Consider the following 24737-nt stretch of genomic DNA (forward strand, 5'->3'; position numbering starts at 1 on the left):
GGACACCCCATGACCATCCGCCTCGACACCCATGACGAATTCATCGCCCGCCACATCGGCCCCCGCGCCGGTGACGAGCAGGCCATGCTCAACACCCTCGGTTTTGACTCCCTCGAAGCCCTGAGCGCCAGCGTCATCCCCGACAGCATCAAGGGCACCAGCGTGCTCGGCCTGGAAGACGGCCTGAGCGAAGCCGACGCCCTGGCGATGATCAAAGGCATCGCCGGCAAGAACCAGCTGTTCAAGACCTTCATCGGCCAGGGCTACTACGGCACCCACACGCCGTCGCCGATCCTGCGCAACCTCTTGGAAAACCCGGCCTGGTACACCGCCTACACCCCATACCAGCCGGAAATTTCCCAGGGCCGCCTCGAAGCCCTGCTGAACTTCCAGACCCTGATCAGCGACCTCACCGGCCTGCCGATCGCCAACGCCTCCCTGCTGGATGAAGCCACCGCCGCCGCCGAAGCCATGACCTTCTGCAAGCGCCTGAGCAAGAACAAGGGCAGCCACCAATTCTTCGCCTCCGTGCATTGCCACCCGCAGACCCTCGACGTGCTGCGCACCCGTGCCGAGCCGCTGGGCATCGAGGTGGTGGTCGGTGACGAGCGTGAACTGAGCGACGTGACGCCGTTCTTCGGCGCCCTGCTGCAATACCCGGCGAGCAACGGTGACGTGTTCGACTACCGCGAACTGACCGAGCGCCTGCACGCCGCCAACGCCCTGGTGGCCGTGGCCGCCGACCTGCTGGCCCTGACCCTGCTGACCCCGCCAGGCGAATTCGGCGCCGACGTGGCCATCGGCAGCGCGCAACGCTTCGGCGTGCCGCTGGGCTTCGGTGGCCCGCACGCGGCCTACTTCTCCACCAAGGACGCGTTCAAGCGCGACATGCCGGGGCGTCTGGTCGGCGTGTCGGTCGACCGTTTCGGCAAGCCGGCCCTGCGCCTGGCGATGCAGACCCGCGAGCAGCACATCCGCCGCGAGAAGGCCACGTCGAACATCTGCACCGCGCAAGTACTGTTGGCCAACATCGCCAGCATGTACGCCGTGTATCACGGTCCGAAAGGCCTGACGCAGATTGCCCAGCGTGTGCATCACCTGACTGCGATTCTGGCCCAAGGCCTGAAAGCGATCGGTCTGAACGTCGAGCAAGAAAACTTCTTCGACACCCTGACGATTGCCACTGGCGCCAACACCGCCAAGCTGCACGAGCAGGCCCACGCCCAACAGATCAACCTGCGCGTGGTCGATGGCGAGCGTCTGGGCCTGTCCCTGGACGAAACCAGCACCCAGGCCGACGTGGAAACGCTGTGGGCGCTGTTCGCCGACGGCAAAACCCTGCCGGACTTCGCCGCCCTCGCCGCTTCCGTCTCCAGCACCATCCCGGCCACCCTGGTGCGCCAATCGCCGATCCTCAGCCACCCGGTGTTCAACCGCTACCACTCGGAAACCGAGCTGATGCGCTACCTGCGCAAGCTGGCCGACAAGGACCTGGCGCTGGACCGCACCATGATCCCGCTGGGTTCGTGCACCATGAAACTCAACGCCGCCAGCGAAATGATCCCGGTGACCTGGGCCGAATTCGGCGCCCTGCACCCGTTCGCCCCGGCCGAACAGAGCGCCGGCTACCAGCAACTGACCGATGAACTGGAAGCGATGCTCTGCGCCGCCACCGGCTACGACTCGATCTCGCTGCAACCGAACGCCGGTTCCCAGGGTGAATACGCCGGCCTGCTGGCCATCCGCGCCTACCACCAGAGCCGTGGCGAAGACCGCCGCGACATCTGCCTGATCCCGTCCTCGGCCCACGGCACCAACCCGGCCACTGCGCAGATGGCTGGCATGCGTGTCGTGGTCACCGCCTGCGACGCCCGCGGCAACGTCGACATCGAAGACCTGCGCGCCAAGGCCATCGAGCACCGCGAACACCTCGCTGCGCTGATGATCACCTACCCGTCGACCCACGGCGTGTTCGAGGAAGGCATCCGCGAAATCTGCGGCATCATCCACGACCACGGTGGCCAGGTGTACATCGACGGCGCCAACATGAACGCCATGGTCGGCCTGTGCGCCCCGGGCAAGTTCGGCGGCGACGTGTCGCACCTGAACCTGCACAAGACCTTCTGCATTCCTCACGGCGGTGGCGGCCCGGGCGTCGGCCCGATCGGCGTCAAGTCGCACCTGACACCGTTCCTGCCAGGCCATGCGCAAATGGCCCGCAAGGAAGGCGCGGTCTGCGCTGCACCATTCGGCAGCGCGAGCATTCTGCCGATCACCTGGATGTACATCCGCATGATGGGCGGCGCTGGCTTGAAACGTGCTTCGCAGCTGGCGATCCTCAATGCCAACTACATTTCCCGTCGCCTGGAAGAGTACTACCCAGTGCTCTACACCGGCAGCAACGGCCTGGTCGCGCATGAATGCATCCTCGACCTGCGCCCGCTCAAAGACAGCAGCGGCATCAGCGTCGATGACGTCGCCAAGCGCCTGATCGATTTTGGCTTCCACGCCCCGACCATGTCCTTTCCGGTGGCCGGCACCTTGATGATCGAGCCGACCGAAAGCGAATCCAGGGAAGAACTGGACCGCTTCTGCGACGCCATGATCCGCATCCGCGAAGAAATCCGCGCAGTGGAAAACGGCACGCTGGACAAGGACGACAACCCGCTGAAGAACGCCCCGCACACCGCAGCGGAATTGGTCGGCGAGTGGTCGCATCCGTACAGCCGCGAGCAGGCTGTTTATCCGCTGGACACCTTGATCGACAGCAAATACTGGCCGCCCGTAGGCCGAGTCGACAACGTCTTCGGCGACCGCAACCTGATCTGCGCGTGCCCATCCATCGCCGACTACCAAGACGCATAACCCTGCGCGTAACCCCTGTAGGAGCTGGCTTGCCAGCGAAGCTTTAGGCGGCCTTGATGGCCCCTTCGCTGGCAAGCCAGCTCCTACAAGGTGTGTGCGCCCCCCCCCTTTCGAGAACAACAGAGGACCTTCACCATGTTCAGCAAGCACGACCAGATCAAAGGCTACGACGACCAACTGCTCGCAGCGATGAACGCCGAGGACGCGCGGCAGGAACACCACATCGAGCTGATCGCCTCGGAGAACTACACCAGCCAACGGGTCATGGAGGCACAAGGCAGCGGCCTGACCAACAAGTACGCCGAAGGCTATCCGGGCAAGCGCTACTACGGCGGCTGCGAACACGTCGACGTGGTCGAACAACTGGCCATCGACCGCGCCAAACGGCTGTTCGGCGCCGACTATGCCAACGTCCAGCCGCACTCAGGCAGCCAGGCCAACGCCGCGGTTTACCTGGCGTTGCTGCAGGCCGGCGACACTGTGCTGGGCATGAGCCTGGCCCACGGCGGTCACCTGACCCACGGTGCCAAGGTGAGTTTTTCCGGCAAGCTCTACAACGCCGTGCAATACGGCATCGATACCGCGACCGGGTTGATCGACTACGACGAAGTCGAACGCCTGGCCGTCGAGCATCAACCGAAAATGATCATCGCCGGGTTCTCCGCTTACTCCAAGACCCTCGACTTCCCGCGCTTTCGCGAGATCGCCGACAAAGTTGGCGCTTATCTGTTCGTCGACATGGCCCACGTCGCCGGGCTGGTGGCCACCGGTCTGTACCCGAATCCTCTGCCCTACGCCGACGTGGTCACCACCACGACCCACAAGACCCTGCGCGGCCCGCGCGGTGGCCTGATCCTGGCCAAGGCCAATCCCGAGCTTGAGAAAAAACTCAACGCCGCCGTGTTCCCCGGTGGCCAGGGCGGCCCGCTGATGCACGTGATCGCCGCCAAGGCCGTGTGCTTCAAGGAAGCGCTGGAGCCGGCGTTCAAGACCTATCAGGCGCAAGTGATCCGCAACGCCCAGGCCATGGCGCAGGTGTTTATCGAGCGCGGTTATGACGTGGTGTCCGGCGGCACCGACAACCACCTGTTCCTGGTCAGCCTGATCCGCCAGGGCCTGACCGGCAAGGACGCCGACGCTGCCCTCGGCCGTGCCGGCATCACCGTGAACAAGAACGCCGTGCCCAACGATCCGCAGTCGCCGTTCGTGACCTCGGGCCTGCGCATCGGTACGCCGGCGATCACCAGCCGCGGGTTCAAGGAAGCCCAGAGCATCGAGCTGGCCGGCTGGATCTGCGACATCCTCGATCACCTCGGCGATGCCGATGTCGAGGCTCAGGTCGCCCGTCAGGCCGCTGCGATGTGCAGCGATTTCCCGGTCTACCGCGACTAAGCACACACCGCAAAACCTGTAGGAGCTGGCTTGCCAGCGAAGACGTCGGCAAATTCAACATAGATGTTGATCGTTCGACCGCTTTCGCTGGCAAGCCAGCTCCTACAGGTCCGGTTCTTGTCTGACAGACCATGGGAAACCTATGAACAAAGTGCAAGTGGGCACCAAACTGCGCGGCGCGGAAAAGGTCGCGCGGATTCCGGTCAAGATCATTCCAACCGATGAATTCCCGCGCAAACCGGACTGGATCCGCGTGCGCATGCCGACCTCCCCCGAGGTCGACCGGATCAAGCAACTGCTGCGCAAACACAAGCTGCACAGTGTCTGCGAGGAAGCCTCGTGCCCGAACCTGGGCGAGTGTTTTTCCGGGGGCACCGCGACCTTCATGATCATGGGCGACATCTGCACCCGGCGCTGCCCGTTCTGTGATGTCGGCCACGGGCGTCCGAAACCGCTGGACGTCGATGAACCGGGCAACCTCGCCGTGGCCATCGCCGAACTGCGCCTCAAATACGTGGTGATCACCTCGGTGGACCGCGACGATTTGCGCGACGGTGGCGCCCAGCACTTCGTCGACTGCCTGCGCGAGATCCGCAAGCTATCCCCGGGCATCCAGCTGGAAACCCTGGTGCCGGACTATCGCGGACGGATGGACGTGGCCCTGGCGATTACGGCGCTTGAGCCGCCCGATGTGTTCAACCACAACCTGGAAACCGTGCCGCGCCTGTACAAGGCCGCTCGGCCGGGCTCGGATTTCGAGTGGTCGCTGGACCTGCTGCAAAACTTCAAGCAGCGGGTGCCGCACGTCCCCACCAAATCCGGGCTGATGCTGGGTCTTGGGGAAACCGACGAGGAAGTGATCGAAGTCATGCGGCGCCTGCGCGAGCACCATGTCGACATGCTCACCCTCGGCCAGTACCTGCAACCGTCGCGCAGCCACTTGCCGGTGCAGCGTTTCGTGCACCCGGACGTGTTTGCCTGGTTCGCCGAGGAAGGCGCGCGGATGGGCTTCAGGAACGTCGCGTCCGGGCCATTGGTGCGTTCGTCCTATCATGCCGATCAACAACTTCATGGAGGTGTGGCGGCTTTCAAGCCATGATGAGGTGACTTGTAATGGATTTCAGGAGGCCCGGCCCGATGCCCTTTGCCGCTCGATCATCGCTTTTGTTTTTAAGTCTTGCCCTACCGAGCCTCGCCGGTGCCGAGCCGAAGCCCGAGTACATGGTGTATTTGCGCACCATCGCTCCGGGCATCGAGCAGGACATCCGTTATGCCAGCGCCCACAATTTCACCGGTCACCCGCTCGACGGCTATGAAGCGCCCGAGTGCCTGTTGTCCCAGGAGGCCGCCAAGGCCCTCGGCCGGGTGCAAACGGCGCTGCAGGCGCAAGGCTATGGCTTGAAGGTGTTCGATTGTTATCGCCCCAGCCGCGCGGTCGCCGACATGGGGCGCTTCGCCACGGAGCCGGGCGATCCGCGCAAGGCCGAATTCTATCCACGGGTGGACAAGCAGGACTTCTGGCGCCTGGGTTATGTGGCGCGGGTGTCCAACCACTCCAAAGGTGGCACCGTCGACCTCAGCATGACGGGGCCGGGCGCCCTGCCCGCCGACACCTGGACGCCGTCAGTCACGCCAGTCGATTGCACGGCACCTTATGGTCAGCGTTGGCACGACGGCGCAGTCGACATGGGCACCGGTTTCGACTGCTTCGATGAGCGCGCCCATACCGATTCGACGTCGATCACGGAGGCGGCCATGGAAAATCGCCAGCGACTGACCCGCGCCATGGAACAGGAGGGATTCACCGGTTACTCCGCCGAGTGGTGGCACTTCACCTATACCCGTGATGCGTCGTTGAAGACCGTCATGGACTTCCCCATTACCCCGCTCGCGCCATGAACAGGCTTGGCAAAATCTGCGCGTGGCTGCTCCTGCTGCTGCCCTGTGCTGCGATGGCGCAAGGGCTCGATGGCAGTGGTCAGTTGATCGTGGTCACCAGCAACAACTGGAATGCCATCCAGGGCATCGCCCAACGGTATGAACGCCGCGGCAGCACCTTCGAAAAGGTCGAAGCGCCGTTTGCGGTGGTTCTCGGCAAACACGGCATGGGCTGGGGCAAGGGACTGCTCGACACCCGGCCACTTCAGGGGCCGGTGAAACAGGAAGGCGACGGCAAGGCGCCAGCGGGGTTGTTCAAACTGGGCAGCGCTTTTGGCTACGACGCTTCCGTTGAGACTCGCCTGCCCTACCTCGCACTGACCTCGACCATCGAATGCGTGGATGATAGTCGGTCCGCCCGTTACAACGAACTGGTCGACGGCGCCACGATTACAAAAGACTGGAACAGCGCCGAACGCATGCGCCGCAAGGATGACTTGTATCGCCAGGGCATCTTCATCGAGCACAACACACCGGCATCCCCGGCGGCCGGCTCGTGCATCTTCTTCCACATCTGGCGTGGCCCCACGGCACCGACCCGGGGTTGCACCGCGATGGACCCGACGGATATCGCACGCCTGCTCAGTTGGCTCGACCCGCGCCAGGCTCCGCTGCTGGTGCAATTGCCCGAGGCGCAATACGAGCAGTTGCGGGATCGCTGGCACCTGCCACCGCGCTGACCCCCAGCGGGCGCCTGGCCAGGCGGATCTTGCCCAGCGTGTCGACAAAGGGCGTGACGATCAGGCTGTACAGGCTCAAGTAACGGCCATGATCCGCCTCGCCGGTGCCGAAGCGGATGGGCTCCGGTTGCGCCTGGGTGACGTACAGCGTGCCGAACATCCAGTCCCAGAGTGACAGGTTGACCCCGAAGTTCTTGTTGAAATGTCGCGGTGCGTCGCTGTGGTGAATCTGGTGCTGGGCCGGGCTGTTCAGCACGTGCTCGACCCGCGGCCCGAATGACAGCCAGACATGGCTGTGGCGCAGATTGGCTGCCAGGGCGTTGAGGATGAACACCATGTAGGTCACGCCGAACAGCGTGTAACGGCTGATCTCCCCGCCGCAGGCGTACCAGAAGATGCCGGCAAAGGCGCTGACGAACACGATATCGATCAAGCGCTCGACCACCTTCTCGAGGAAATGCACCCGGCTCGCCGTCACCGGTACCAGCACGGTCGCCGAATGATGAACTTTGTGAAACGCCCACAGGTAGCGCGAGTGGTAAGCGCGGTGGGCCCAGTAATGGATGAAGTCCTGCAGCAGGAACACGCCCAGGCCATAGAGCAAGGACAGGGCCAGGTGCTCCTCGACCTGCACCCGTGCGCCCCACAGCCGGGTGAAAAAGCGCATGTAGTCCCCGGAGCGCAATACGTACGGATCGACCAGGCCGACGATGGGCACCACCAGCAGGACTTTGAGGATGGCGCGCACGAAGTAGTAACGGTAATCGAGCAGCGCCGAAGGATGAAAATGCACGCGGTTGCCGCCGATGAACTGCCAGAAGGTGGGAGCGTCGGTCAGCCCGCGGGATCTGCGCCAGCGAAACAGGCCGTAGGCCACGGCGTAAGAGGTGAAAAGGAAGGCCACACAGAGACGACCATTGAGGTCGAAGAGCCCCAGGAACTGGTCGCTGACAGGCGCGATCAGCCACCGGTGCAGGTACTGGTCGATCGGTGCGAGAACATCCATGAAAGGCTGCCCCCTGCGCAAGTAGAGCGTTGGGTAGGTTCGAAAAACGCTTATCGCTGGAGCACGGCTTGCCGGCGATGACGACCTTGAGAACGCCTTCGCCGGCAAGCCGGCTCCTACAGAATGTTATTGCGGATGTATCTTATTCAGGTCTTTGAATTTCGGCAACTGGCACAACCCCTGTCGAGGTCTTGGCCATCAGGAAATACAGGATTCCTGGCACCACCAGGCCGACGATCCAGGAAATATCCACGCCGCCAAGTTGCGCGACCATCGGTCCGGAATAGAAATGGGTGTCGACGAAAGGCAGCTGGATCAACACGCCGATCACGTACACGCTGATGCCCAGCATGTTCCAGCGACCATAGCGCCCTGCCGGGTCGGACAATGCCGGGATGTCATAACGCTCCTTGTTGATGAAGTAGTAATCCACCAGGTTGATCGCACTCCAGGGGGTGAAGAACGTCAGCAGGAACAGGATGAAGTACTTGAACGAATTGAGGAACGAGTACTGGCCCAGCAGTGCGAGGGTGGTGGACGCCGCGACGATAACCAGCACGAACAGCATGCGCTGGCCGGCGCTGATTTCCAGGCGACGGCGAAAGCCGCTGATGATGGTGGCCACGCACATGAAGCTGCCATAGGCATTGAGGGTCGACACCGTGACCTTGCCGAAAACCACGCTCAGGTACAGCAAGGAAGCCATCACCCCGGTACTGCCCAGGCCGACGATGGTCGCCACTTCATGTCCGCGAAAGTTCGCCCCCGCCAACGCCGCGGCGAATACGCCCAACACCATCGACGCCTGGGCGCCCAGCACGGTGCCGAGGCCGACGGCGGCGAAGGTTTTCCAGGATGAGGTGTTGCTCGGCAGGTAGCGCGAATAGTCCGCCACGTACGGGCCAAAGGCGATCTGCCAGGAAGCCGACAGCGACACCGCGAGCAGGAAGGTGCTCCAGCTGAAGTGGCGGTTTTCCAGCAACAGGCCGATGTCGTTGAGGCTGATCAAGCGGCTGAACAGATAGACGAACGCGATCACGCCCAACACGCTGGCCACCCGCCCGACCAGGTGGATCACCCGGTAACCGAACATCGTCAGCAGTGCGATGCAGGCGGCGAAAATCAGGATGCCGGCACTGTCGCTGACGCTGATCAACTGGGCAATCGCCTGCCCGGACAACACCGCACCGGTGGCGCTGAAGCCGAGGTACATCAGGCACACCAGCACAATCGGGATCGCCGCGCCGTACACCCCGAACTGCACGCGGCTGGAAATCATCTGCGGCAACCCGAGCTTCGGCCCTTGGGCGGCGTGTAGCGCCACCACGGCGCCGCCCAGTATTTGGCCGATCAGCAGGCCGATGAGTGACCAGAACACATCACCGCCCAACACCACGGCCAACGCCCCGGTGACGATCGCGGTGATCTGCAGGTTGGCGCCGAGCCACAGGGTGAACTGGCTATAGAGACTGCCGTGGCGCTCGGCCTCGGGGATGTAATCGATCGAGCGGGTCTCGATCAGGGGACTTCGTTGCTGACTATCGGTCATTATTGTTGTTCTCTTGTTAAAAGCACAATCGTGCACGCCGCACACCGCCCCTGTAGGAGCTGCCGCAGGCTGCGATCTTTTGACTTTGATTTTTAAAAACAAGATCAAAAGATCGCAGCCTGCGGCAGCCCTACAAAAAGCCTTTACCGTTTGGCCACCTGCCCCACAAACGGTGCCTTCGCCCACACCACCTTGCCGCCCACCAGCGTCAGCAACACCTGATTGCGCCCCAACTCGTCCTCAGGCACCTGCATGAAGTTCTTGTCCAGGACGATCAGGTCGGCAAACTTGCCCACCTCGACCGAGCCCGTCACTTTTTCCAGCCTGAGTTGCTCGGCCGCATTCAGGGTGATGGTGCGCAGCACCTCGGCACGGGACAGCGACGGGGCATCGTTGAGCCTGCCCGCGTATTGGGGGCCATAGCTGTGCGGGTTCTGTGGATCGCCCGCGCGGGTGACACCGATTTTCAGCGCGAGGAACTCGTCCAGCGGGTCCACCGGCCAGTCGCTGCCATACGCCACCCGGCCACCAGCGCGAGCGATGCTGCCCGAGGGTTCCATGCGGGAAAATCGCTCGGCGCCCAGATGTTCATTGGTCCCGTCCACCGTGGACGGTGCCTGCTGCGCCCACTGGAAAGACATGTTGGCGGTCACGTCCAGCGCCTTGAAGCGCCCGTAATCGGCCGGGTCCACCGACTCGGCGTGGGTGATGGCCGGGCGGAACGGGTTGCCGGGCAATTGCTGGCGCACGTAGGCGATGCCGTTGAGCGAGTCGCGTACTGCGCGGTCGCCGGTGGCGTGCAGGTGCGGATCGAGACCGGCCTGGACGGCCTTGAGCAGCAGCGGATTGAGAACCTGGGGCGGGAAATACAGCTCGCCACGGTTCTTGCCCGGCGCCCATTTCGGTGCCATTTCGGTGCCGGCGTTGTGCAGGTACGGCGTCAACATCGCCCCGGTGTCGGCCGGCGCATTGATGATGCCGTCCATGAACAACTTGACGTGACGCATGCTCACGCCCGGCGCGACCTTGGTTTCCCCCTGGTCGTAGGTGCTGGCCAGGGCCTTGGCCTCGGCGATGGTTTTATCCGGGTCTGCAGTGGCGGCGGCCGGGTCCAGCTTGATCGCCAGCAAGGCCCGGGCGGTGAGTTCGCCGGACTGCGCGAGGGAGGTGAATGCCTTGGCGTTCTCCGGTCCCGACATGGCATCGAAGAAACTGGTGATGCCCTGCTGGCGCATGGCGTCGAGCGCGGCGCGGCTTTGCATCAGCTTCTCGGCGTCGGTGGCCGGCGGAACCACGGCGGCCATGGCATCCGCCGCGCCGTCCTCGCAGATGCCGGTCGGATTGCCGGCACTGTCGCGCACGTACTTGCCATCGCCGGGGTTGGCCGTGCGCTTGTCGATGCCCGCCACCGCGAGGCCGCGGGAGTTGAGCAGCACGGTGTGGAAGTCGGTGGAGCGCACCTGGATCGGGCGCCGGGTCTTGAGCGCATCGAGGGTCGATTTGTCGGCATCGCCGTCGAGGCCGGTCATGCCCATGCGATCCCAACTGCCGACTTCGAGCCAGACGTCGTCGCCCTTGTCCTTGTCCGCATCCAGACAGGCCTGGATGGTTTCCTGGAACACCTTGCGGGTCATCGTCTGGTACTTCAGATCGCACAAGGTCATGGCGCGACCGCCGTCCCCCGGATGCATGTGCGCATCGATGAAGCCCGGCATCAGCATGCGCCCGGCCAGATCGATCACTTGCGTCTGGGTGCCGATGTAAGAAGCAGCGCCCTCATCGCTGCCGACATACAGGATCTTCCCGTCCTTGACGGCAACCGCCTGCTGCACCGAATCCTTGCCGTCGACGGTGTACACGTAACCGTTGCGCATGACCATGTCGGCACTGGTCGAACCCTGGCTCTGGCACCCCACCAGCGCCACGCAGGACACGACCGTCGCACCGGCAACGGCGATAAATAGCCCGGAGAATTTCAATGGCCTCACCTCTGTTTTTATAGTTTTTGAAGGGCCCTGCCAGTCTGCCGCGCAAGCCCTTGATATGCAGGGCATACCCTATAGGGCACGGCATTCGAATGGACCTCTGCAAATGAGGAGGGTAGGAATAAAGTTTGGGGTTTGTGATGTATGCATACCCTCCTGCCCAGATTTGCATAGGAGGGTGTGGAGCGCTAGCGCAAGCACTACCCTTCGCGTCGAGCATTTCGGTTGAAAAACTGAAGATATCGCTGCCGAAGTTGTACGTCAGTTAGCGGGTTAATACGCCCAGTCCTGATCCTGTGGATCAACATGCTTGGCATAACGCCTGGAACATTACCTGTCAGCCCACTATCAATTCGTGCCAATACACGGTCGGGGTCTATGGAAGGACTAACATTGGACGTGCTGGGAGACGGAACAGATAGAAGATTGCGAATATTGATTTCGGAATTTTGTTGATACACGCCTAATACTGCCTCGTGCTGCGGGTGGCGTGGGTTTCTAAATATGGCGTCCAGCTCTGAACCCGATGCTGCATCGAATTGCCTTTGGTTTCTTGTTGGGTAAACCAGCCTTCGGCGGTGCAGATTGGAGGTATAGTTATGCAGTACGATATTTGGTGTATCAGCGTACCTCGTAGAATAACTTCTCAACCGATTGGAGGTACCAGCCGTCGAGACGTGTTGGTCCATTGTGGCAATACCTAGATTCTCTATTGCGGCAGGACTAACAAAATATTCTCGACTGATTCTTCCTCCGACCGGAAGAGATAAGTTGGCTCTGGCTTTCCCTACCCATCCCGACACTAATGCTTTAACTCTGGATGGAAGAATGAAATGCCCACTCGGATCGCTATTATTTACCGGATCACCCAGACAATAGGCATACGAATTCACGCCCCCCTGCCCGAACGGACTGAAACCGTCCGGGCTGTGAAACCGCATCAGCACCGAATTGAACGCCCGATACCCCTTCCCCAACAAATAGTGCCCGGTCAGTGGATCCACAGGTTCGCCGTTGAATCCCAACAGACTGGCCAATTCGTCAACACCAGGGCGGTAGCCATAGGCGGAGTAGGCCATGGCCTTGGGCGCAATGGCAGTGGCAGTGGCAGTGGCAGTGGCAGTGGCAGTGGCAGTGGCAGTGGCAGTGGCAGTGGCAGTGGCAGTGGCAGTGGCAGTGGCAGTGGCAGTGGCAGAATGCAGCACCGAGCGTTGCTGATCAACGGCCAGTAACGCGGCTTCATCTATCACACCGTGGAGTCGTCGTTGCGCCAACAACTGGTCGCCGTTTTGGAACAGTGAATAACTAATTGTTCCTTGCACCTGGGTGGCCAAGTGACTTTTGCAGTAGAAGAGTTGCCGCTCGCAGGTACCTGTCAGCGTATGACCGATGAGTCGGTCCAGTGCGTCGTAGCGATACTGGTACATCAGCATTTCACGCGGACGTGACATCGGTGAGCACTCCTGAAGATCGAACGTCAGATGGACCGAGTATTGACGGTTCTACTCACGATGGGAACTAGCAGAACTGATAGGTGAACGGGCTGATAAAGCACCGGATCACCCACCGAAGTCCCCGACCCGCGACATTCAATCCCGGGGCACCGCAAGCGCATTTGGCGAACGCAGCACCGAACCCAGTTCCACCTTGCTCTTCACGCCCAACTGCAAGTAACAGTTGCGCAGGTAGGTGCGCACTGTGGAGGGGCTGAGGGAAAGAATTTTGGCAATCTCCTTATAGGAATGACCCGCCGCGAACAACATCGCCACCGTCCGCTCCCGAGGTGCCAGCACCGCACCGCGTGGCTGGGTTTCCAGCGACAGGATGACGTGCTCGGCGTTCGGGCTGAGGGTCAGTGCCGAGCGGCCCAGGTGCATGACGCAGGGCGCTTTGGGCAAGTGCGCGATGATTTTGTCGGGCAGCGTCGAGCCATTCCAGCCGGGCAACTCCCGTTGAATGACCGAGCACAACCCGGCGCCAATGTAGAGCAGGCCACCGTCGCGTCGTGCGACCCCAAAATCGCTGGCGCCGTTGCCGGTGTCGACGCAGATCATGTCCTGCACCTGGAATCGCCACAGCTGCAACAGGTGGTCGCAGAACGCGGAAAACAGATCGGCCTCGCCGTCGCTGAAGGCCATTGCATCGGCGCCACGGTAGAGGCAGACGAAAAACATCAAGCCGCTTTCCGGCAGCTCGAAGGTGATGCACATCAGGTGATAGAGATCATGGCGCCGGGCGAATGCATCCACTTCGGCGTTGGGGTCGTTGAAGCCGCTGTCGCGGATGACCTCGCCGGGACGGCTCAAGGTGTCATGGGAAAATCTGTCGCTGCCGGCGTTCTGTTGCCATTCGCCGGCAAACGAGTCAGGCAGGTCGATGCGCCCGTGCATCCAGCTTTGCGGCGGTGCGCTGGCGACCGAGGTGGACATCTCGCCCCACCAAGCCGAAGCGAATGGAACCAGTTGACGGAACGCCTGCAAGCCGTCGGCGATGAATTCGGCAGCGCCACGTTCGCGTGCCAGACGTCCCAGGTGCAGCACGCAACGGTTGAACGCCTGCAGGGTGTTGCCACCCAGATTACCCTGCTCCATCGTGCCGATCCTGTTCGCTGCATGGTTTGTCGCCGGGACCATGCCACAGGCGCCGCGATGGCGTCCACCGGCGGATTTGGGGATGAGACTGGCTCTATCGCTATATAGTTTTGTATATTGCGAAACTCAAATCGCCAAGAAGTCCCCATGAGCCGTATTCGCCAACACAACCAGCAGCTGATCCTGGAGGCCGCCAGCGCGGAATTTGCCGCCAGGGGCTTCGACGCCACCCAGACTCGCGACATTGCGGCGCGGGCCGGCGTGCCGAAAGCCAACCTGTACTATTACTTCCAGAGCAAAGAAAACCTCTACGCCAAGGTGCTGCTCGGGTTTGTCGAGCCGCTGCTGGAAGCCTCTGCGGTGCTGCGCGAGAGCGACGACCCGTTGGTGAGCCTGCCGGCCTACATCGAGGCGCGGATTCGTATCGCCCGGGAGCACCCGCACATTGCAAAGGTGTTCAGCGATGAGCTGTTGTTGAGCGCCAAGCACCTGCCCGAGGAATGTCGAGACCTGCTGTACGCCGAGGCCCGGCGCAACGTCGAATGCCTGGGCAGTTGGATCGAACGGGGTGTTCTGGCGCCAGTGGATCCGGAGCATCTGATGTTGTTCATCTGGTCGGCGACGCGCACGTACACCAACCTGGGATGGCAGATGGCGCATATCACCGGGCGCGGGACGCCACAGGACGAGGATTACGACAACGCGGCGGCGACCATTACCCGGCTGGTGCTGGGCGGCGTGGTGCCGTTTGTGGTGCGGGAAGACAGGGTTTTGAAGTTTGCGACTTGAACTGGGCGAGCGCTGCATTCCCCTGTAGGAGCCCGGCTTGCCGGCGAAGGCGCCCGCAAGACCAGCGCAATATTCAAGGACGCCTTCGCCGGCAAGCCGGGCTCCTACAAGGGGACTGCGTAGCTTAAAACAGGACTTTTGCGGCCGGGACCACGTCGATCCGCGCCACCGAACCGGTCAGGTGCGCCAGGTCCTTGTTGTGTTCGGCAATGATGTCTTCGGCGCTGAGGTTGCCGTTGTCGACCGTGGAGTGCGCGTCCGCCGCCAGCACTACGTCGTAGCCCAGTTTCAACGCCTGGCGCACCGTGGCGTTGACGCAATAATCGGTTTGCAGCCCGCAGATGACCAGGCGTTCGAAGTCATCGATCGGCAACAGCTTCTGCAGGTTGGTCTGGTAGAACGAATCCGGGGTGGTCTTGCGTACGCGCGCATCCTTCGCTGAAGTTTCCAGCCCTTCGGCCAGTTGCCAGCCCGCCGCCTCATGGGCAAAGGGACTGCCCTTTTCCTCGTGCTGGATGAACACCACCGGCACGCCGGCCTTTCGCGCCCGGGCAGAGAGATCGTTGATGGTGGTGATGACACGCGAGATCTGAAAACACTCGTACTCGCCTGCGCACAAGGCTTGCTGTACATCGATGATCAGCAGTGCAGTGGTCATGGTTCCTTCCTTGAAGAAGTCAGTGGATCAGGGACGAACATAAGTCCGTCCCCCTCCAAACACAAGCCTCAGTAGCCGAGCGACAACCCGGTATTACGCCGTGGATCGTTGGCCCCGTAGAAACGGTTCTTGCCCACCGGCTTGCCCTCCAGCGACGGCGCGCCCACCAGGATCGCCGCCAGGTGGTTGGCATCCTGGGGACCGGCAAACTTGTGGCCCCAGCTTTCGAGGATCTTCACCGTGTCCGGGCTGGTGGTGAAGGTCTCAAGGTTGGTTTCCTCCGGCAGCCATTGCTGGTGGAAACGCGGTGCATCGACCGCTTCCTGGATGTTCATGCCGTAGTCGATGACGTTGAGCATGGTCAGCAGGGTCGCGGTGATGATACGGCTGCCGCCGGGGGTGCCGACCACCATTACCACTTTGCCGTCCTTGGTGACGATGGTCGGGCTCATGGACGACAGCGGCGCCTTGCCGGGTGCGATGGCGTTGGCCTCGCCCTGCACCAGGCCGTACATGTTGGGTACGCCGATCTTCGAGGTGAAGTCGTCCATTTCATCGTTGAGGATGACCCCGGTCTTGCTCGCCATGACCCCGGCACCGAACCAGTCGTTGAGGGTGTAGGTCACCGACACCGCATTGCCCCATTTGTCGACGATGGAGTAATGGGTGGTGTTGCTGCCTTCATGGGGGGCTACGCCAGGCTTGAGGTCCTTGGACACCCCGGCCTTTTGCGGGCTGATGGCTTCACGCAGCTTGGTCGCGTAGTTTTTGTCGAGCAGATGCGCAATCGGGTTTTTCACGAAGTCCGGGTCGCCCAGGTAGCTGTTGCGGTCCACATAGGCGTGGCGCATCGCTTCGATCTGGTAGTGCATGCCCTGGGCCGAGTGATAGCCCAGGTCCTTCATCGGATAGCCTTCGAGGATGTTCATGATCTGGCAGATCACCACTCCGCCGGAGCTCGGTGGCGGTGCCGAGACCACATGGTAGCCGCGGTAGTCGCACTCGATGGGCGCCAGTTCGCGGGTCTTGTACTTGTCGAGGTCGGCCTGGGTGATGATGCCCTTGTTGGCCTGGCTGGAGGTGACGATGGCGTCGGCCACCCAGCCCTTGTAGAAGCCGTCGGCGCCTTTCTCGGAGATCTCCCGCAGGGTCTTGCCGAGGTCTTTCTGCACCAGTTTCTGCCCGACCTGCATCGGCTCGCCGTTGCTCAGGAAGATCGCGCCGGAATCCTTGATGTCCTTCTTGAACACGTCGGTGGCGTACTCCAGCAACTCGACGTCACCCTGCTCCAACTCGAAACCGTCTTCGGCGAGCTTGATGGCCGGGGCGATCACTTCCTTGCGCGGTTTGGTGCCGTATTTGGAGAGCGCCAGTTCCATGCCGGACACGGTGCCCGGCACGCCGACGGCCAGGTGACCGCGGGTGCTCAGGTCGGGGATGACGTTGCCATCTTTGTCCAGGTACATGTCGGCGGTGGCGGCCAGCGGGGCTTTTTCACGGAAGTCGAGGAACGTCTTGCGCCCGTCCGCCAGCTGGATGGTCATGAAACCACCACCCCCCAGGTTACCCGCCGCGGGATAGACCACCGCCAACGCGTAACCCACCGCAACAGCGGCGTCGACCGCGTTGCCACCGTTCTTCAGCACATCCACGCCCACATGGCTGGCCAGGTGCTGGGCGGTGACCACCATGCCGTTTTCGGCGGCGACCGGGGCCACGGAGGCCGCATGGGCCATCAGGCAGCTGAGCGCCAATGAGGTCGCAATCAGCGATTTGGCAAAAGGTTCGTACTTCATGAGTCGGTCTCTTCTTCTTATTTAAGTAGGAAAACGCATCAAAAGCCGTAGGCAAGTATGGTCGCGATTGCGTATTGCGCCTCCTCGGTGAAGCAGTATCCTTAACGCCTGTTCAACAATTCGGCGATGCTTGCGACATGACCTACACCTGCATCACCCTGGCGTCACCGGTCGGCGAGTTGAAGCTGGTGGCGAACGGTTCACGTCTGGCGGCCATCCTCTGGGAAAACGACAAACCGGGCCGTGTGCGCCTGGGGCCGATGAGTGAAGCGCCGGACAACCCGCTCCTGCAACGCACCGCGCAACAACTGCGCGAATACTTCGCGGGCACGCGCCAGTCTTTCGAGCTGGAGCTTGATTTTGTCGGGACGGACTTTCAGAAGAAGGTCTGGATGGCCTTGTTGACCATCCCCTTCGGCGAGACCCGCAGCTACAGCCAGATCGCCGAGCAGATCGGCCACCCGAGCGCGGTGCGGGCAGTGGGCGCGGCGAATGGGAGGAATCCGATTTCGATCATCGCGCCTTGTCACCGGGTGATTGGCGCGTCGGGGAAACTGACCGGGTTCGCCGGGGGGCTGGAGGCGAAGCAGACGTTGCTCAGCCTGGAAAGCCGAACACCTCGCCTGCCCGGGTTTTGATCTTTATGTAGGAGCTGCCGCAGGCTGCGATCTTTGACTTTGATTTTTTAAAAACAAGATCAAAAGATCGCAGCCCGGCAGCTCCTACAGGGGGGCGTTCGGTCAAGCAAGTTGCGCCTGGTATTCCTTCTCGTATTGGCCCGCCAGCGACTCTTTCTGCTTGTCGTCAAGCAACTTGCCGGCCATCTGGAAGAACTTCTGCTCCTCTTCCTCGAGATGGTGATGAACCTTTTCCGACAGCTTCTTTGCGGTCGCGAGCCAGGACGGGCTGGACATCTCTGTACTGTCCAGTTCTTCCATCATTTCATCCATCTCGTGGTGCTCGGCGATCGCGTGGCGGCTCAAGTCGACGCCGTTGTCGAACTCCATCAGCGGGATGTAGAAATGCCGCTCTTCGGCGGTTTCGTGAGCCTGCAGTTCTGACTTGAGCTGCTTGTACGCCTCGACTCGTTCAGGGCTATCGCCGCTGGTGCGGATCAAGGCTTTGGCGTAGGTACGCTGGCGCTCGTGGCTTTCGCGCAAGGCTTCGAAAATATTCACGGAATGTCCTCATCGGTCGCACTCTGGAATGGCGCGTCACAGTAAATGACATCTGCGTATTGGCGAGGGTTCCACTGGCTGAGGGTGCTGGAACAATGACAGGGACCACGATAGGCTGCCGGTTCACTGCCATAAGGATATAGCCATGAACCTGCGAATAGAGTTTTCGCCCACCCCCACGGAAGAAGAGCGCCAGGCCATCCTGCTGCCGCTGCGCGCCTACAACGCCTCGAAGGCCGACGGCGCGGTACCCGAGCACATCGCCCTGCTGGTGCGCGACGATAACGATGCGATCCTCGGCGGCCTTTATGCCCGGTTGTTTTACCAGTGGATGTTCATCGACCTGCTGTCGGTACCGGAACAGGCCCGGGGACAGGGCATGGGCACCCGGCTGATGCAGATGGCCGAAGAGCTGGCGCGGGAGAGGAAGTGCGTAGGACTGTGGCTCGACACCTTTGAATTCCAGGCGCCGGAGTTCTACAAAAAATGCGGCTATAGCGAGATCGGGCACATTGCCGATTACCCGCCGGGGTACAAGCATTTCTTCTTCCAGAAACGCCTGAGCTACTGACCACGACACAAAAACCCTGTGGGAGCAGGCTTGCTCGCGAAAGCGGTTTTTCATTCAACATCGATGCTGACTGACCCACCGGCTTCGCGAGCAAGCCCGCTCCCACATGGGGAATTGCATTGACCTTAAAGGCAGGTGGCCAACGCCGCCAACCGCCGCTTGGCGACAAAATCATCCTGCTGCGCGTAGTAACTCAGCACCGTGCCCGAGGCATCGGTGGTCACGTCGACAAAAGACTCCGCCGAGCGGGTGTACACGGTGGTGCTGCCCTTCTCTCCCGGTTCCAGGTACGCGGCAGCATCGACACCGAACACCGCTTCGTCCTGCCAGGAAAACTGCACGCACTGGGCGACGTCCTTGGCCGGCTTGTCCGAGTTGAGAGTCTTGTACGGGGCCTTGGTACGAGCGTCGTTCATCGCCGAGCTCGCGCATCCCGCCAGCAAGGTAACGGCCAGCGCAACCATCAGAATTCGCATTGCATTCACTCATCAGGAAAAAGCGGACTGTATCACCGTGGCACTGCGTATCGTTCTGCTTTACTTCATTTATACCGCGACAGCGCCTGACGATTCGCGCACCCTGTCGCGCCAATAGCGCTGTATTGCACTTTTCACTGGAAGCCCCATGACACCCAATGCCGAATTCTACAAACCGACCACTGAATACGCCGACAAACTGATCAGCCAGATCGGTCAGACACCTTCCTGGATCGCCAAGCGAATCGGCGTCACCGACAAGCGCATTCGTTACATCCTCGACGGCGAAAGAACCGTCAAGGGTGAAACCACGCCGATCCAGATGACCTATACCGAGCAGTTCGCCCTCGAGTGTCTGGCGGCAGCGGCCAAGGCCAGCAAGAAACAGTCTTCATAATCCGTTCCCAAGGAGTGACCATGGCGGCATCCGAGCAGCAACACGAACACGCACTGAAGAAGTTTCTCGACGAGCGTCCCGAACTGCGCGTCGAGCTCGACAACCTCAACCCGCTGCTGGCCCAGGCCAAGGGCGAAACCCTCGCGCAGTTTCGCGATGAACGCCTGCATGAGGCCTTCGAAGCCGAAGCCGAACAACAGGGTTTGTTTGCCTGGGAGCTGACGCTGCTTTTGACCGCCGCCACACCAGAGGAATACCAGGCCCAGCGCCTGGAAGTGCACAAGGAAGTGGCGGAAATGGCCGGCATGGACTGGCTGGAGTATTGCGACCTGTACGGGATAACCCCCTGACCACCGCTCGAGGACGTCACCGCCAATGCTGCCTTCCGCCTCCAGGCCCCACGCCAGCCCCGGACACCTGCACACGCAGAAATGGCGCGGACGAATCGGCATGAGCCTGGTGGCCATGCTCTCGGTGCTGGCCGGCATGACCGACGCGATCGGTTTCATGGCCAGCGGCGACTTCGTCTCGTTCATGAGCGGCAACACCACGCGAATGGCGGTGGCCATCAGTGCCGGCGACCTGGGGTTGACCCTGCGCCTGGTGATCCTCATCGCCACCTTCATTGTCGGCAATGCGCTGGGCATTATCGTCAGCCGCCTGGGCCGGCGCCGGTCACTGCCCTTGCTATTGTGCATTGCCGCCCTGCTGTGCGCCGCGGCGGCTTGGCCCTACGACAATCAACTGCCCGCCCTGCTGGCGGCGATCATCGCCATGGGCATGCTCAATGCTGCCGTGGAAGAGGTCAACGGCCTGCCGGTCGGCCTGACCTACGTCACCGGCGCCCTGTCGCGCTTCGGCCGTGGGCTGGGGCGCTGGATGCTCGGCGAGCGCCGCAATGGATGGAGGGTGCAATTGATCCCCTGGACCGGCATGTTTGCCGGTGCGGTGGTCGGTGCGGTGCTGGAACATCATTTCGGGCTCAAGGCGTTGTTTGCCAGCGGCTTGCTGGCGGCGGCGCTGGGGCTGTTGTCGTTGAAGATTCCACGGCGTTGGCAGTTGGGGTATATGCCCCGTTGATTGTTGTTGCCTGTGCGGGCCCCTTCGCTGGCAAGCCAGCTCCTACAGTTGATCTGTGGCGATCTGCAATTTTGTGACCGACGCATTTCCTGTGGGAGCGGGCTTGCTCGCGAAGAGGCCCGCACAGGCGATATCGATTTAGCCCATACGCCGATAAAGCTTTATCATGGCCGCAGTTTCGCTGATCGAGTCCGCCATGAAGTTCGCCATCGCCGTATTTTCCGCCGCCCATGCGCCCTCCTCGCGCCGCGCCTTGCTGTTCGCCCAGGCTGTGCTGGCCGGTGGGCATGAGATTGTCCGGCTGTTTTTCTACCAGGATGGCGTCTACAACGCGTCCGCCAGTGTGGTCACGCCCCAGGACGAGCTGGACTTGCCCAAACAATGGCGCGCCTTCGTCAGCGAACACCAACTGGACGGTGTGGTGTGCATCGCCGCCGCCCTGCGCCGTGGGGTGTTGAACGAAGAAGAAGCCAAACGCTATCAGCGCGAAGCTGCCGCCGTCGGCGCGCCGTGGGAATTGTCCGGGCTCGGCCAGTTGCACGATGCGGTGCAGGACGCCGACCGCCTGATCTGCTTCGGAGGTGCGTGAGATGGCCAAATCCTTGCTGATCATCAGCCGCCAATCGCCATGGTCCGGGCCGGGCGCGCGGGAAGCGCTGGACATCGTGCTGGCGGGCGGTGCCTTCGATTTGCCGATCGGCCTGCTGTTTCTCGACGACGGCGTGTTCCAGCTCGCCGCGAAACAGGACGCCAGGGCCCTGCAACAGAAAGACTTGAGCGCCAACCTGCAGGCTCTGCCGATGTTCGGCGTCGAAGAACTGTTCGTCTGTGCCGACAGCGCCGGCGAACGTGGCCTGGACCGTGGCGCCTTGTCGCTTGCGGAAGCCCGCGTGTTGGCCGCCGACGAAATCACTGCGCTCATTGACCGTTACGACCAGGTGATCACCCTCTGATGTCGACTTTGCATGTGTTGTCTCATTCCCCGTTCGGCGACGACCGCCTGAACAGTTGCCTGCGCCTGATCGGTAGCAACGACTCGCTGCTGCTGTGCGGCGACGCGGCCTATGCCCTGCAGCCCGGCACCGCACCTTTTACGGCGCTGAATGCCCGCGGCCTGGCACTCTACGTGCTGGCCGAAGATGCGCAGGCCCGGGCTATCGATGTGCCAGGCTGGGCAACAGCTGTGGGTTATCCGGCCTTCGTCGAACTGTCGATCCACCATGACAAGGTCAACAGCTGGTTATGAATGTATTGACGGTCGGCGCGCGCGCCATCGAGCTGGACAAGGACGGTTTTCTTGTGGAACTCAGCGACTGGTCGGCGGATGTCGCCAGTGCCCTGGCCGCCGCCGAAGACATCGAGTTGAGCCCCGAGCACTGGGAGATCCTCGAACTGCTGCGCAGCTTCTACGCCGAATTCCAGCTGTCGCCAGCCACCCGGCCGCTGATCAAGTACACCGCATTGAAACTCGGCCCGGACAAAGGCAACAGCCTGCACCTGAACCGACTGTTCAAAGGCACCCCTGCCAAACTCGCCGCAAAACTGGCGGGCCTGCCCAAACCGACGAATTGCCTATGACCGACTACCCAGCGCTGACCCTCGAAACGCCCGCCGAGCACCCGTTCGCCCAATTCGTGCGGATCCTCGGCAAAGGCAAGCGTGGCGCCCGCGACCTGACGCGTGAAGAAGCCCGCGCCGCCATGGGCATGGTGCTCGACGACAAGGTCGAGGACACCCAGCTCGGCGCTTACCTGATGCTTTTGCGCCACAAGGAAGAAAGCGCGCAGGAAATGGCCGGTTTCACCGAGGCCCTGCGTGAGCGCTTGCAGGCGCCGGCCCTGGCGGTGGATCTGGATTGGCCGACCTATGCCGGCAAAAAACGTCATCTGCCGTGGTATCTGCTGGCGGCCAAGTGCCTGGCACAGAACGGTGTGCGCATCTTCATGCATGGCGGCGGCGCGCACACTGCGGGTCGGCTCTACAGCGAACAACTGCTGGATGAGCTGAACATCCCGCTGTGCCGCGACTGGCAGCAGGTCGGCACGGCGCTGGACAACGGCGGCCTGGCCTTCATGCCGTTGGTGGACTGGGCACCGCAGCTGCAACGCATGATCGACCTGCGCAACACCCTCGGCCTGCGCTCGCCAATCCACTCGCTGGCGCGAATCCTCAACCCGCTAGGCGCCCGTTGCGGCCTGCAAAGCATCTTCCACCCCGGCTACCAGGCGGTGCACCGCGATGCCAGCGGCCTGCTCGGCGACACGGCGATCGTGGTCAAGGGCGATGGCGGCGAGATCGAGATCAACCCCGACGCTGACAGCCACCTGTACGGCACCCGCGGTGGCGAGAGCTGGGATGAGGAATGGCCGCAACTGTCGAGTCAGCGCCACGTCAAACCCGCCAGCCTGGAACCTGCGCATTTGAAGGCGGTATGGCGCGGCGATGTCGTCGACAGTTACCCGCAAATGGCCCTGATCTCGACCATGGCCCTGGCGTTGCGCGGCCTGGGCCAGAGCCGCGAGCAAGCGTTCGAAACTGCCCAGCAATACTGGGATGCGCGGGATAAATCGATTTAATCGATCATAACCCTTCAAGCTTTGCGCTTTTTTATCGAACCTAACAGCCTAGACTCTTCTCCAACGCTTATCGGTTGAGGAGTCTCGGACATGGGTTTGTTAGTTGAAGGTCGCTGGCAGGACAAATGGTACGAAAGCAGCAAGGACGGCGCGTTCCAGCGTGAACAGGCGCAGCGTCGCAACTGGGTCACGGCTGACGGCCAACCCGGCCCAAGTGGTGTCGGTGGCTTTGCTGCCGAGGCTGGCCGCTATCACCTCTACGTCTCCCTCGCTTGTCCGTGGGCGCATCGCACGCTGATCCTACGCAAACTCAAGGGCCTCGAAAGCCTGATCGATGTATCAGTGGTCAGCTTCTTGATGCTGGAAAACGGCTGGACCTTCGACAAGTCCCACGGCTCCACCGGCGACAAGCTCGATCACTTCGACTTCATGCACCAGCGCTACACCGCCGACACCGCCGACTACACCGGCCGCGTCACCGTGCCTGTACTGTGGGACAACCAGCAGAAGCGCATCGTCAACAATGAATCGGCGGAAATCATCCGCATGTTCAACGGCGCCTTCGATGAATTGACCGGCAATGACCTTGATTTCTATCCGGCTGCGCTGCGCGGTGAAATCGATGCGCTGAACGAGCGGATCTATCCGGCAGTCAACAACGGCGTGTACCGCGCCGGGTTTGCCACGTCGCAGAGCGCTTATGAACAAGCCTTCGATGAATTGTTTGCCGAGCTGGATCGACTGGAGCAGTTGCTGGGCGCCAACCGTTACCTGGCCGGTGAGTACCTGACCGATGCGGACATCCGTCTGTTCACCACGCTGGTTCGTTTCGATGCGGTGTATTACGGGCACTTCAAATGCAACCTGCGGCGGATCGCGGATTATCCGAACCTGTCGAACTGGCTAAGGGAGATTTATCAGTGGCCGGGGATTGGCGAGACGGTGAGTTTTGAACACATCAAGAATCACTACTATGGCAGCCACAAGACCATCAATCCGACGGGGATCGTGCCGAAGGGGCCGCAGCAGGATTTCACCGCGGGACATGACCGGGAGCGGTTGAGCGGGAAAGGAGTTTGGCGCAAGGCCTGAGATTGATAAAGGTTTGAGGGCCTCTTCGCGAGCAAGCCCGCTCCCACATTTAACCGAGTTCTAACTGAAGAATGCGATTGAATGTGGGAGCGGGCTTGCTCGCGAATGGAGGCGACTC

The 24737-nt window shown here is 61.7% G+C and carries 26 protein-coding genes; 17 read left to right on the plus strand and 9 right to left on the minus strand.

Features of this window, described 5'->3' with window-relative positions:
- Positions 1-9: 9 nt before the first annotated feature.
- The 5 genes from gcvP (at position 10) to DKB71_RS22050 (ending at position 6875) form a co-directional block, all read left to right on the plus strand.
- Positions 10-2865: an aminomethyl-transferring glycine dehydrogenase gene (gene gcvP, locus DKB71_RS22030; protein ID WP_408597412.1), complete on the plus strand. Its 2856-nt coding sequence runs from the start codon at positions 10-12 to the stop codon at positions 2863-2865.
- Positions 2866-3000: 135 nt separating this feature from the next.
- Positions 3001-4257, plus strand: a complete 1257-nt coding sequence (gene glyA, locus DKB71_RS22035) for a serine hydroxymethyltransferase (RefSeq protein ID WP_408597414.1) — start codon at positions 3001-3003, stop codon at positions 4255-4257.
- 142 nt (positions 4258-4399) lie between these two features.
- Positions 4400-5356 (plus strand): lipoyl synthase, encoded by a 957-nt coding sequence (gene lipA, locus DKB71_RS22040; protein WP_408597416.1) that lies wholly within the window; start codon positions 4400-4402, stop codon positions 5354-5356.
- 38 nt (positions 5357-5394) lie between these two features.
- Positions 5395-6156, plus strand: a complete 762-nt coding sequence (locus tag DKB71_RS22045) for a M15 family metallopeptidase (RefSeq protein ID WP_408597418.1) — start codon at positions 5395-5397, stop codon at positions 6154-6156.
- Entirely contained in the window at positions 6153-6875 is a 723-nt protein-coding gene (locus DKB71_RS22050) for a L,D-transpeptidase (RefSeq protein WP_408597420.1), read from the plus strand. Before DKB71_RS22045 ends, DKB71_RS22050 begins: the two co-directional genes overlap by 4 nt.
- Here the strand turns inward: DKB71_RS22050 and DKB71_RS22055 are convergent.
- From DKB71_RS22055 to DKB71_RS22075, 5 genes are all read right to left on the minus strand, one after another.
- Complete coding sequence (locus tag DKB71_RS22055) at positions 6778-7881, minus strand: sterol desaturase family protein (protein WP_408597422.1); 1104 nt, start codon at positions 7879-7881, stop codon at positions 6778-6780. The two genes, DKB71_RS22050 and DKB71_RS22055, sit on opposite strands and share 98 nt — an antisense overlap.
- Positions 7882-8023: 142 nt before the next feature.
- Positions 8024-9430 (minus strand): purine-cytosine permease family protein, encoded by a 1407-nt coding sequence (locus DKB71_RS22060; RefSeq protein WP_408597424.1) that lies wholly within the window; start codon positions 9428-9430, stop codon positions 8024-8026.
- A 143-nt stretch (positions 9431-9573) separates the two neighbouring features.
- Complete coding sequence (locus DKB71_RS22065) at positions 9574-11409, minus strand: amidohydrolase (RefSeq protein ID WP_408597426.1); 1836 nt, start codon at positions 11407-11409, stop codon at positions 9574-9576.
- A 206-nt stretch (positions 11410-11615) separates the two neighbouring features.
- Positions 11616-12866 (minus strand): RHS repeat-associated core domain-containing protein, encoded by a 1251-nt coding sequence (locus DKB71_RS22070; protein WP_408597428.1) that lies wholly within the window; start codon positions 12864-12866, stop codon positions 11616-11618.
- Between the two features lie 138 nt (positions 12867-13004).
- On the minus strand, positions 13005-14006 hold the full coding sequence (locus DKB71_RS22075; RefSeq protein WP_408597430.1) for a helix-turn-helix transcriptional regulator: 1002 nt from the start codon (positions 14004-14006) through the stop codon (positions 13005-13007).
- Between the two features lie 147 nt (positions 14007-14153).
- Between DKB71_RS22075 and DKB71_RS22080 the strand changes: the two genes are divergently transcribed.
- Positions 14154-14795: a TetR/AcrR family transcriptional regulator gene (locus DKB71_RS22080; protein ID WP_408597432.1), complete on the plus strand. Its 642-nt coding sequence runs from the start codon at positions 14154-14156 to the stop codon at positions 14793-14795.
- Positions 14796-14919: 124 nt separating this feature from the next.
- On the opposite strand, the gene DKB71_RS22085 is transcribed toward DKB71_RS22080, so the two are convergent.
- Both DKB71_RS22085 and ggt read right to left on the minus strand, forming a co-directional pair.
- Complete coding sequence (locus DKB71_RS22085; protein ID WP_323608419.1) at positions 14920-15453, minus strand: cysteine hydrolase family protein; 534 nt, start codon at positions 15451-15453, stop codon at positions 14920-14922.
- A 68-nt stretch (positions 15454-15521) separates the two neighbouring features.
- Complete coding sequence (gene ggt / locus DKB71_RS22090; RefSeq protein WP_408597435.1) at positions 15522-17249, minus strand: gamma-glutamyltransferase; 1728 nt, start codon at positions 17247-17249, stop codon at positions 15522-15524.
- Positions 17250-17386: 137 nt separating this feature from the next.
- Here ggt and DKB71_RS22095 point away from each other — a divergent pair, with 137 nt between their 5' ends.
- Positions 17387-17887 (plus strand): methylated-DNA--[protein]-cysteine S-methyltransferase, encoded by a 501-nt coding sequence (locus tag DKB71_RS22095; RefSeq protein ID WP_408597437.1) that lies wholly within the window; start codon positions 17387-17389, stop codon positions 17885-17887.
- A 102-nt stretch (positions 17888-17989) separates the two neighbouring features.
- Here the strand turns inward: DKB71_RS22095 and DKB71_RS22100 are convergent, their stop codons facing one another.
- Positions 17990-18427 carry a hemerythrin domain-containing protein gene (locus DKB71_RS22100; RefSeq protein ID WP_408597439.1) on the minus strand — a complete coding sequence of 146 codons (438 nt, stop codon included), beginning with the start codon at positions 18425-18427 and terminating at the stop codon, positions 17990-17992.
- A 145-nt stretch (positions 18428-18572) separates the two neighbouring features.
- On the opposite strand from DKB71_RS22100, the gene DKB71_RS22105 reads away from it, so the two are divergent.
- Positions 18573-18998, plus strand: a complete 426-nt coding sequence (locus DKB71_RS22105; protein ID WP_274074780.1) for an N-acetyltransferase — start codon at positions 18573-18575, stop codon at positions 18996-18998.
- A 125-nt stretch (positions 18999-19123) separates the two neighbouring features.
- On the opposite strand, the gene DKB71_RS22110 is transcribed toward DKB71_RS22105, so the two are convergent.
- Complete coding sequence (locus DKB71_RS22110) at positions 19124-19474, minus strand: hypothetical protein (protein ID WP_046817189.1); 351 nt, start codon at positions 19472-19474, stop codon at positions 19124-19126.
- A 148-nt stretch (positions 19475-19622) separates the two neighbouring features.
- Between DKB71_RS22110 and DKB71_RS22115 the strand changes: the two genes are divergently transcribed.
- The 9 genes from DKB71_RS22115 (at position 19623) to DKB71_RS22155 (ending at position 24619) form a co-directional block, all read left to right on the plus strand.
- Positions 19623-19871, plus strand: coding sequence for a hypothetical protein (locus DKB71_RS22115; RefSeq protein WP_034146936.1), 249 nt, complete (start codon positions 19623-19625; stop codon positions 19869-19871).
- Between the two features lie 20 nt (positions 19872-19891).
- Entirely contained in the window at positions 19892-20221 is a 330-nt protein-coding gene (locus DKB71_RS22120) for a DUF6388 family protein (RefSeq protein WP_274074779.1), read from the plus strand.
- A 25-nt stretch (positions 20222-20246) separates the two neighbouring features.
- Positions 20247-20951 (plus strand): YoaK family protein, encoded by a 705-nt coding sequence (locus DKB71_RS22125; RefSeq protein ID WP_408597442.1) that lies wholly within the window; start codon positions 20247-20249, stop codon positions 20949-20951.
- A gap of 196 nt (positions 20952-21147) precedes the next feature.
- Positions 21148-21540, plus strand: a complete 393-nt coding sequence (gene tusD / locus DKB71_RS22130; RefSeq protein WP_408601148.1) for a sulfurtransferase complex subunit TusD — start codon at positions 21148-21150, stop codon at positions 21538-21540.
- A gap of 1 nt (position 21541) precedes the next feature.
- Positions 21542-21904 (plus strand): sulfurtransferase complex subunit TusC, encoded by a 363-nt coding sequence (gene tusC, locus DKB71_RS22135; RefSeq protein WP_408597444.1) that lies wholly within the window; start codon positions 21542-21544, stop codon positions 21902-21904.
- Complete coding sequence (gene tusB / locus DKB71_RS22140) at positions 21904-22197, plus strand: sulfurtransferase complex subunit TusB (protein WP_408597446.1); 294 nt, start codon at positions 21904-21906, stop codon at positions 22195-22197. The genes tusC and tusB overlap by 1 nt, the downstream gene beginning before the upstream one ends.
- Positions 22194-22529, plus strand: coding sequence for a TusE/DsrC/DsvC family sulfur relay protein (locus DKB71_RS22145; protein WP_077185887.1), 336 nt, complete (start codon positions 22194-22196; stop codon positions 22527-22529). Before tusB ends, DKB71_RS22145 begins: the two co-directional genes overlap by 4 nt.
- On the plus strand, positions 22526-23527 hold the full coding sequence (locus DKB71_RS22150) for a glycosyl transferase family protein (protein WP_408597448.1): 1002 nt from the start codon (positions 22526-22528) through the stop codon (positions 23525-23527). Before DKB71_RS22145 ends, DKB71_RS22150 begins: the two co-directional genes overlap by 4 nt.
- Before the next feature lie 90 nt (positions 23528-23617).
- Positions 23618-24619 carry a glutathione S-transferase family protein gene (locus DKB71_RS22155; protein WP_408597450.1) on the plus strand — a complete coding sequence of 334 codons (1002 nt, stop codon included), beginning with the start codon at positions 23618-23620 and terminating at the stop codon, positions 24617-24619.
- Positions 24620-24737: the final 118 nt, after the last annotated feature.

Origin of the sequence: Pseudomonas sp. PLMAX (assembly GCF_046042685.1) — a bacterium.
Lineage (GTDB): Bacteria > Pseudomonadota > Gammaproteobacteria > Pseudomonadales > Pseudomonadaceae > Aquipseudomonas > Aquipseudomonas putida_AE.

What these genes read in the sequence shown, in the direction of transcription:
- gcvP (WP_408597412.1), top strand. Translation starts at nt 10, where the DNA reads ATGACCATCCGCCTCGACACCCATGACGAATTCATCGCCCGCCACATC.
- glyA (WP_408597414.1), top strand. Translation starts at nt 3,001, where the DNA reads ATGTTCAGCAAGCACGACCAGATCAAAGGCTACGACGACCAACTGCTC.
- lipA (WP_408597416.1), top strand. Translation starts at nt 4,400, where the DNA reads ATGAACAAAGTGCAAGTGGGCACCAAACTGCGCGGCGCGGAAAAGGTC.
- DKB71_RS22045 (WP_408597418.1), top strand. Translation starts at nt 5,395, where the DNA reads ATGCCCTTTGCCGCTCGATCATCGCTTTTGTTTTTAAGTCTTGCCCTA.
- DKB71_RS22050 (WP_408597420.1), top strand. Translation starts at nt 6,153, where the DNA reads ATGAACAGGCTTGGCAAAATCTGCGCGTGGCTGCTCCTGCTGCTGCCC.
- DKB71_RS22055 (WP_408597422.1), bottom strand. Translation starts at nt 7,881, where the DNA reads ATGGATGTTCTCGCACCGATCGACCAGTACCTGCACCGGTGGCTGATC.
- DKB71_RS22060 (WP_408597424.1), bottom strand. Translation starts at nt 9,430, where the DNA reads ATGACCGATAGTCAGCAACGAAGTCCCCTGATCGAGACCCGCTCGATC.
- DKB71_RS22070 (WP_408597428.1), bottom strand. Translation starts at nt 12,866, where the DNA reads ATGTCACGTCCGCGTGAAATGCTGATGTACCAGTATCGCTACGACGCA.
- DKB71_RS22075 (WP_408597430.1), bottom strand. Translation starts at nt 14,006, where the DNA reads ATGGAGCAGGGTAATCTGGGTGGCAACACCCTGCAGGCGTTCAACCGT.
- DKB71_RS22080 (WP_408597432.1), top strand. Translation starts at nt 14,154, where the DNA reads ATGAGCCGTATTCGCCAACACAACCAGCAGCTGATCCTGGAGGCCGCC.
- DKB71_RS22085 (WP_323608419.1), bottom strand. Translation starts at nt 15,453, where the DNA reads ATGACCACTGCACTGCTGATCATCGATGTACAGCAAGCCTTGTGCGCA.
- ggt (WP_408597435.1), bottom strand. Translation starts at nt 17,249, where the DNA reads ATGAAGTACGAACCTTTTGCCAAATCGCTGATTGCGACCTCATTGGCG.
- DKB71_RS22095 (WP_408597437.1), top strand. Translation starts at nt 17,387, where the DNA reads ATGACCTACACCTGCATCACCCTGGCGTCACCGGTCGGCGAGTTGAAG.
- DKB71_RS22105 (WP_274074780.1), top strand. Translation starts at nt 18,573, where the DNA reads ATGAACCTGCGAATAGAGTTTTCGCCCACCCCCACGGAAGAAGAGCGC.
- DKB71_RS22110 (WP_046817189.1), bottom strand. Translation starts at nt 19,474, where the DNA reads ATGCGAATTCTGATGGTTGCGCTGGCCGTTACCTTGCTGGCGGGATGC.
- DKB71_RS22115 (WP_034146936.1), top strand. Translation starts at nt 19,623, where the DNA reads ATGACACCCAATGCCGAATTCTACAAACCGACCACTGAATACGCCGAC.
- DKB71_RS22120 (WP_274074779.1), top strand. Translation starts at nt 19,892, where the DNA reads ATGGCGGCATCCGAGCAGCAACACGAACACGCACTGAAGAAGTTTCTC.
- DKB71_RS22125 (WP_408597442.1), top strand. Translation starts at nt 20,247, where the DNA reads ATGCTGCCTTCCGCCTCCAGGCCCCACGCCAGCCCCGGACACCTGCAC.
- tusD (WP_408601148.1), top strand. Translation starts at nt 21,148, where the DNA reads ATGAAGTTCGCCATCGCCGTATTTTCCGCCGCCCATGCGCCCTCCTCG.
- tusC (WP_408597444.1), top strand. Translation starts at nt 21,542, where the DNA reads ATGGCCAAATCCTTGCTGATCATCAGCCGCCAATCGCCATGGTCCGGG.
- tusB (WP_408597446.1), top strand. Translation starts at nt 21,904, where the DNA reads ATGTCGACTTTGCATGTGTTGTCTCATTCCCCGTTCGGCGACGACCGC.
- DKB71_RS22145 (WP_077185887.1), top strand. Translation starts at nt 22,194, where the DNA reads ATGAATGTATTGACGGTCGGCGCGCGCGCCATCGAGCTGGACAAGGAC.
- DKB71_RS22150 (WP_408597448.1), top strand. Translation starts at nt 22,526, where the DNA reads ATGACCGACTACCCAGCGCTGACCCTCGAAACGCCCGCCGAGCACCCG.
- DKB71_RS22155 (WP_408597450.1), top strand. Translation starts at nt 23,618, where the DNA reads ATGGGTTTGTTAGTTGAAGGTCGCTGGCAGGACAAATGGTACGAAAGC.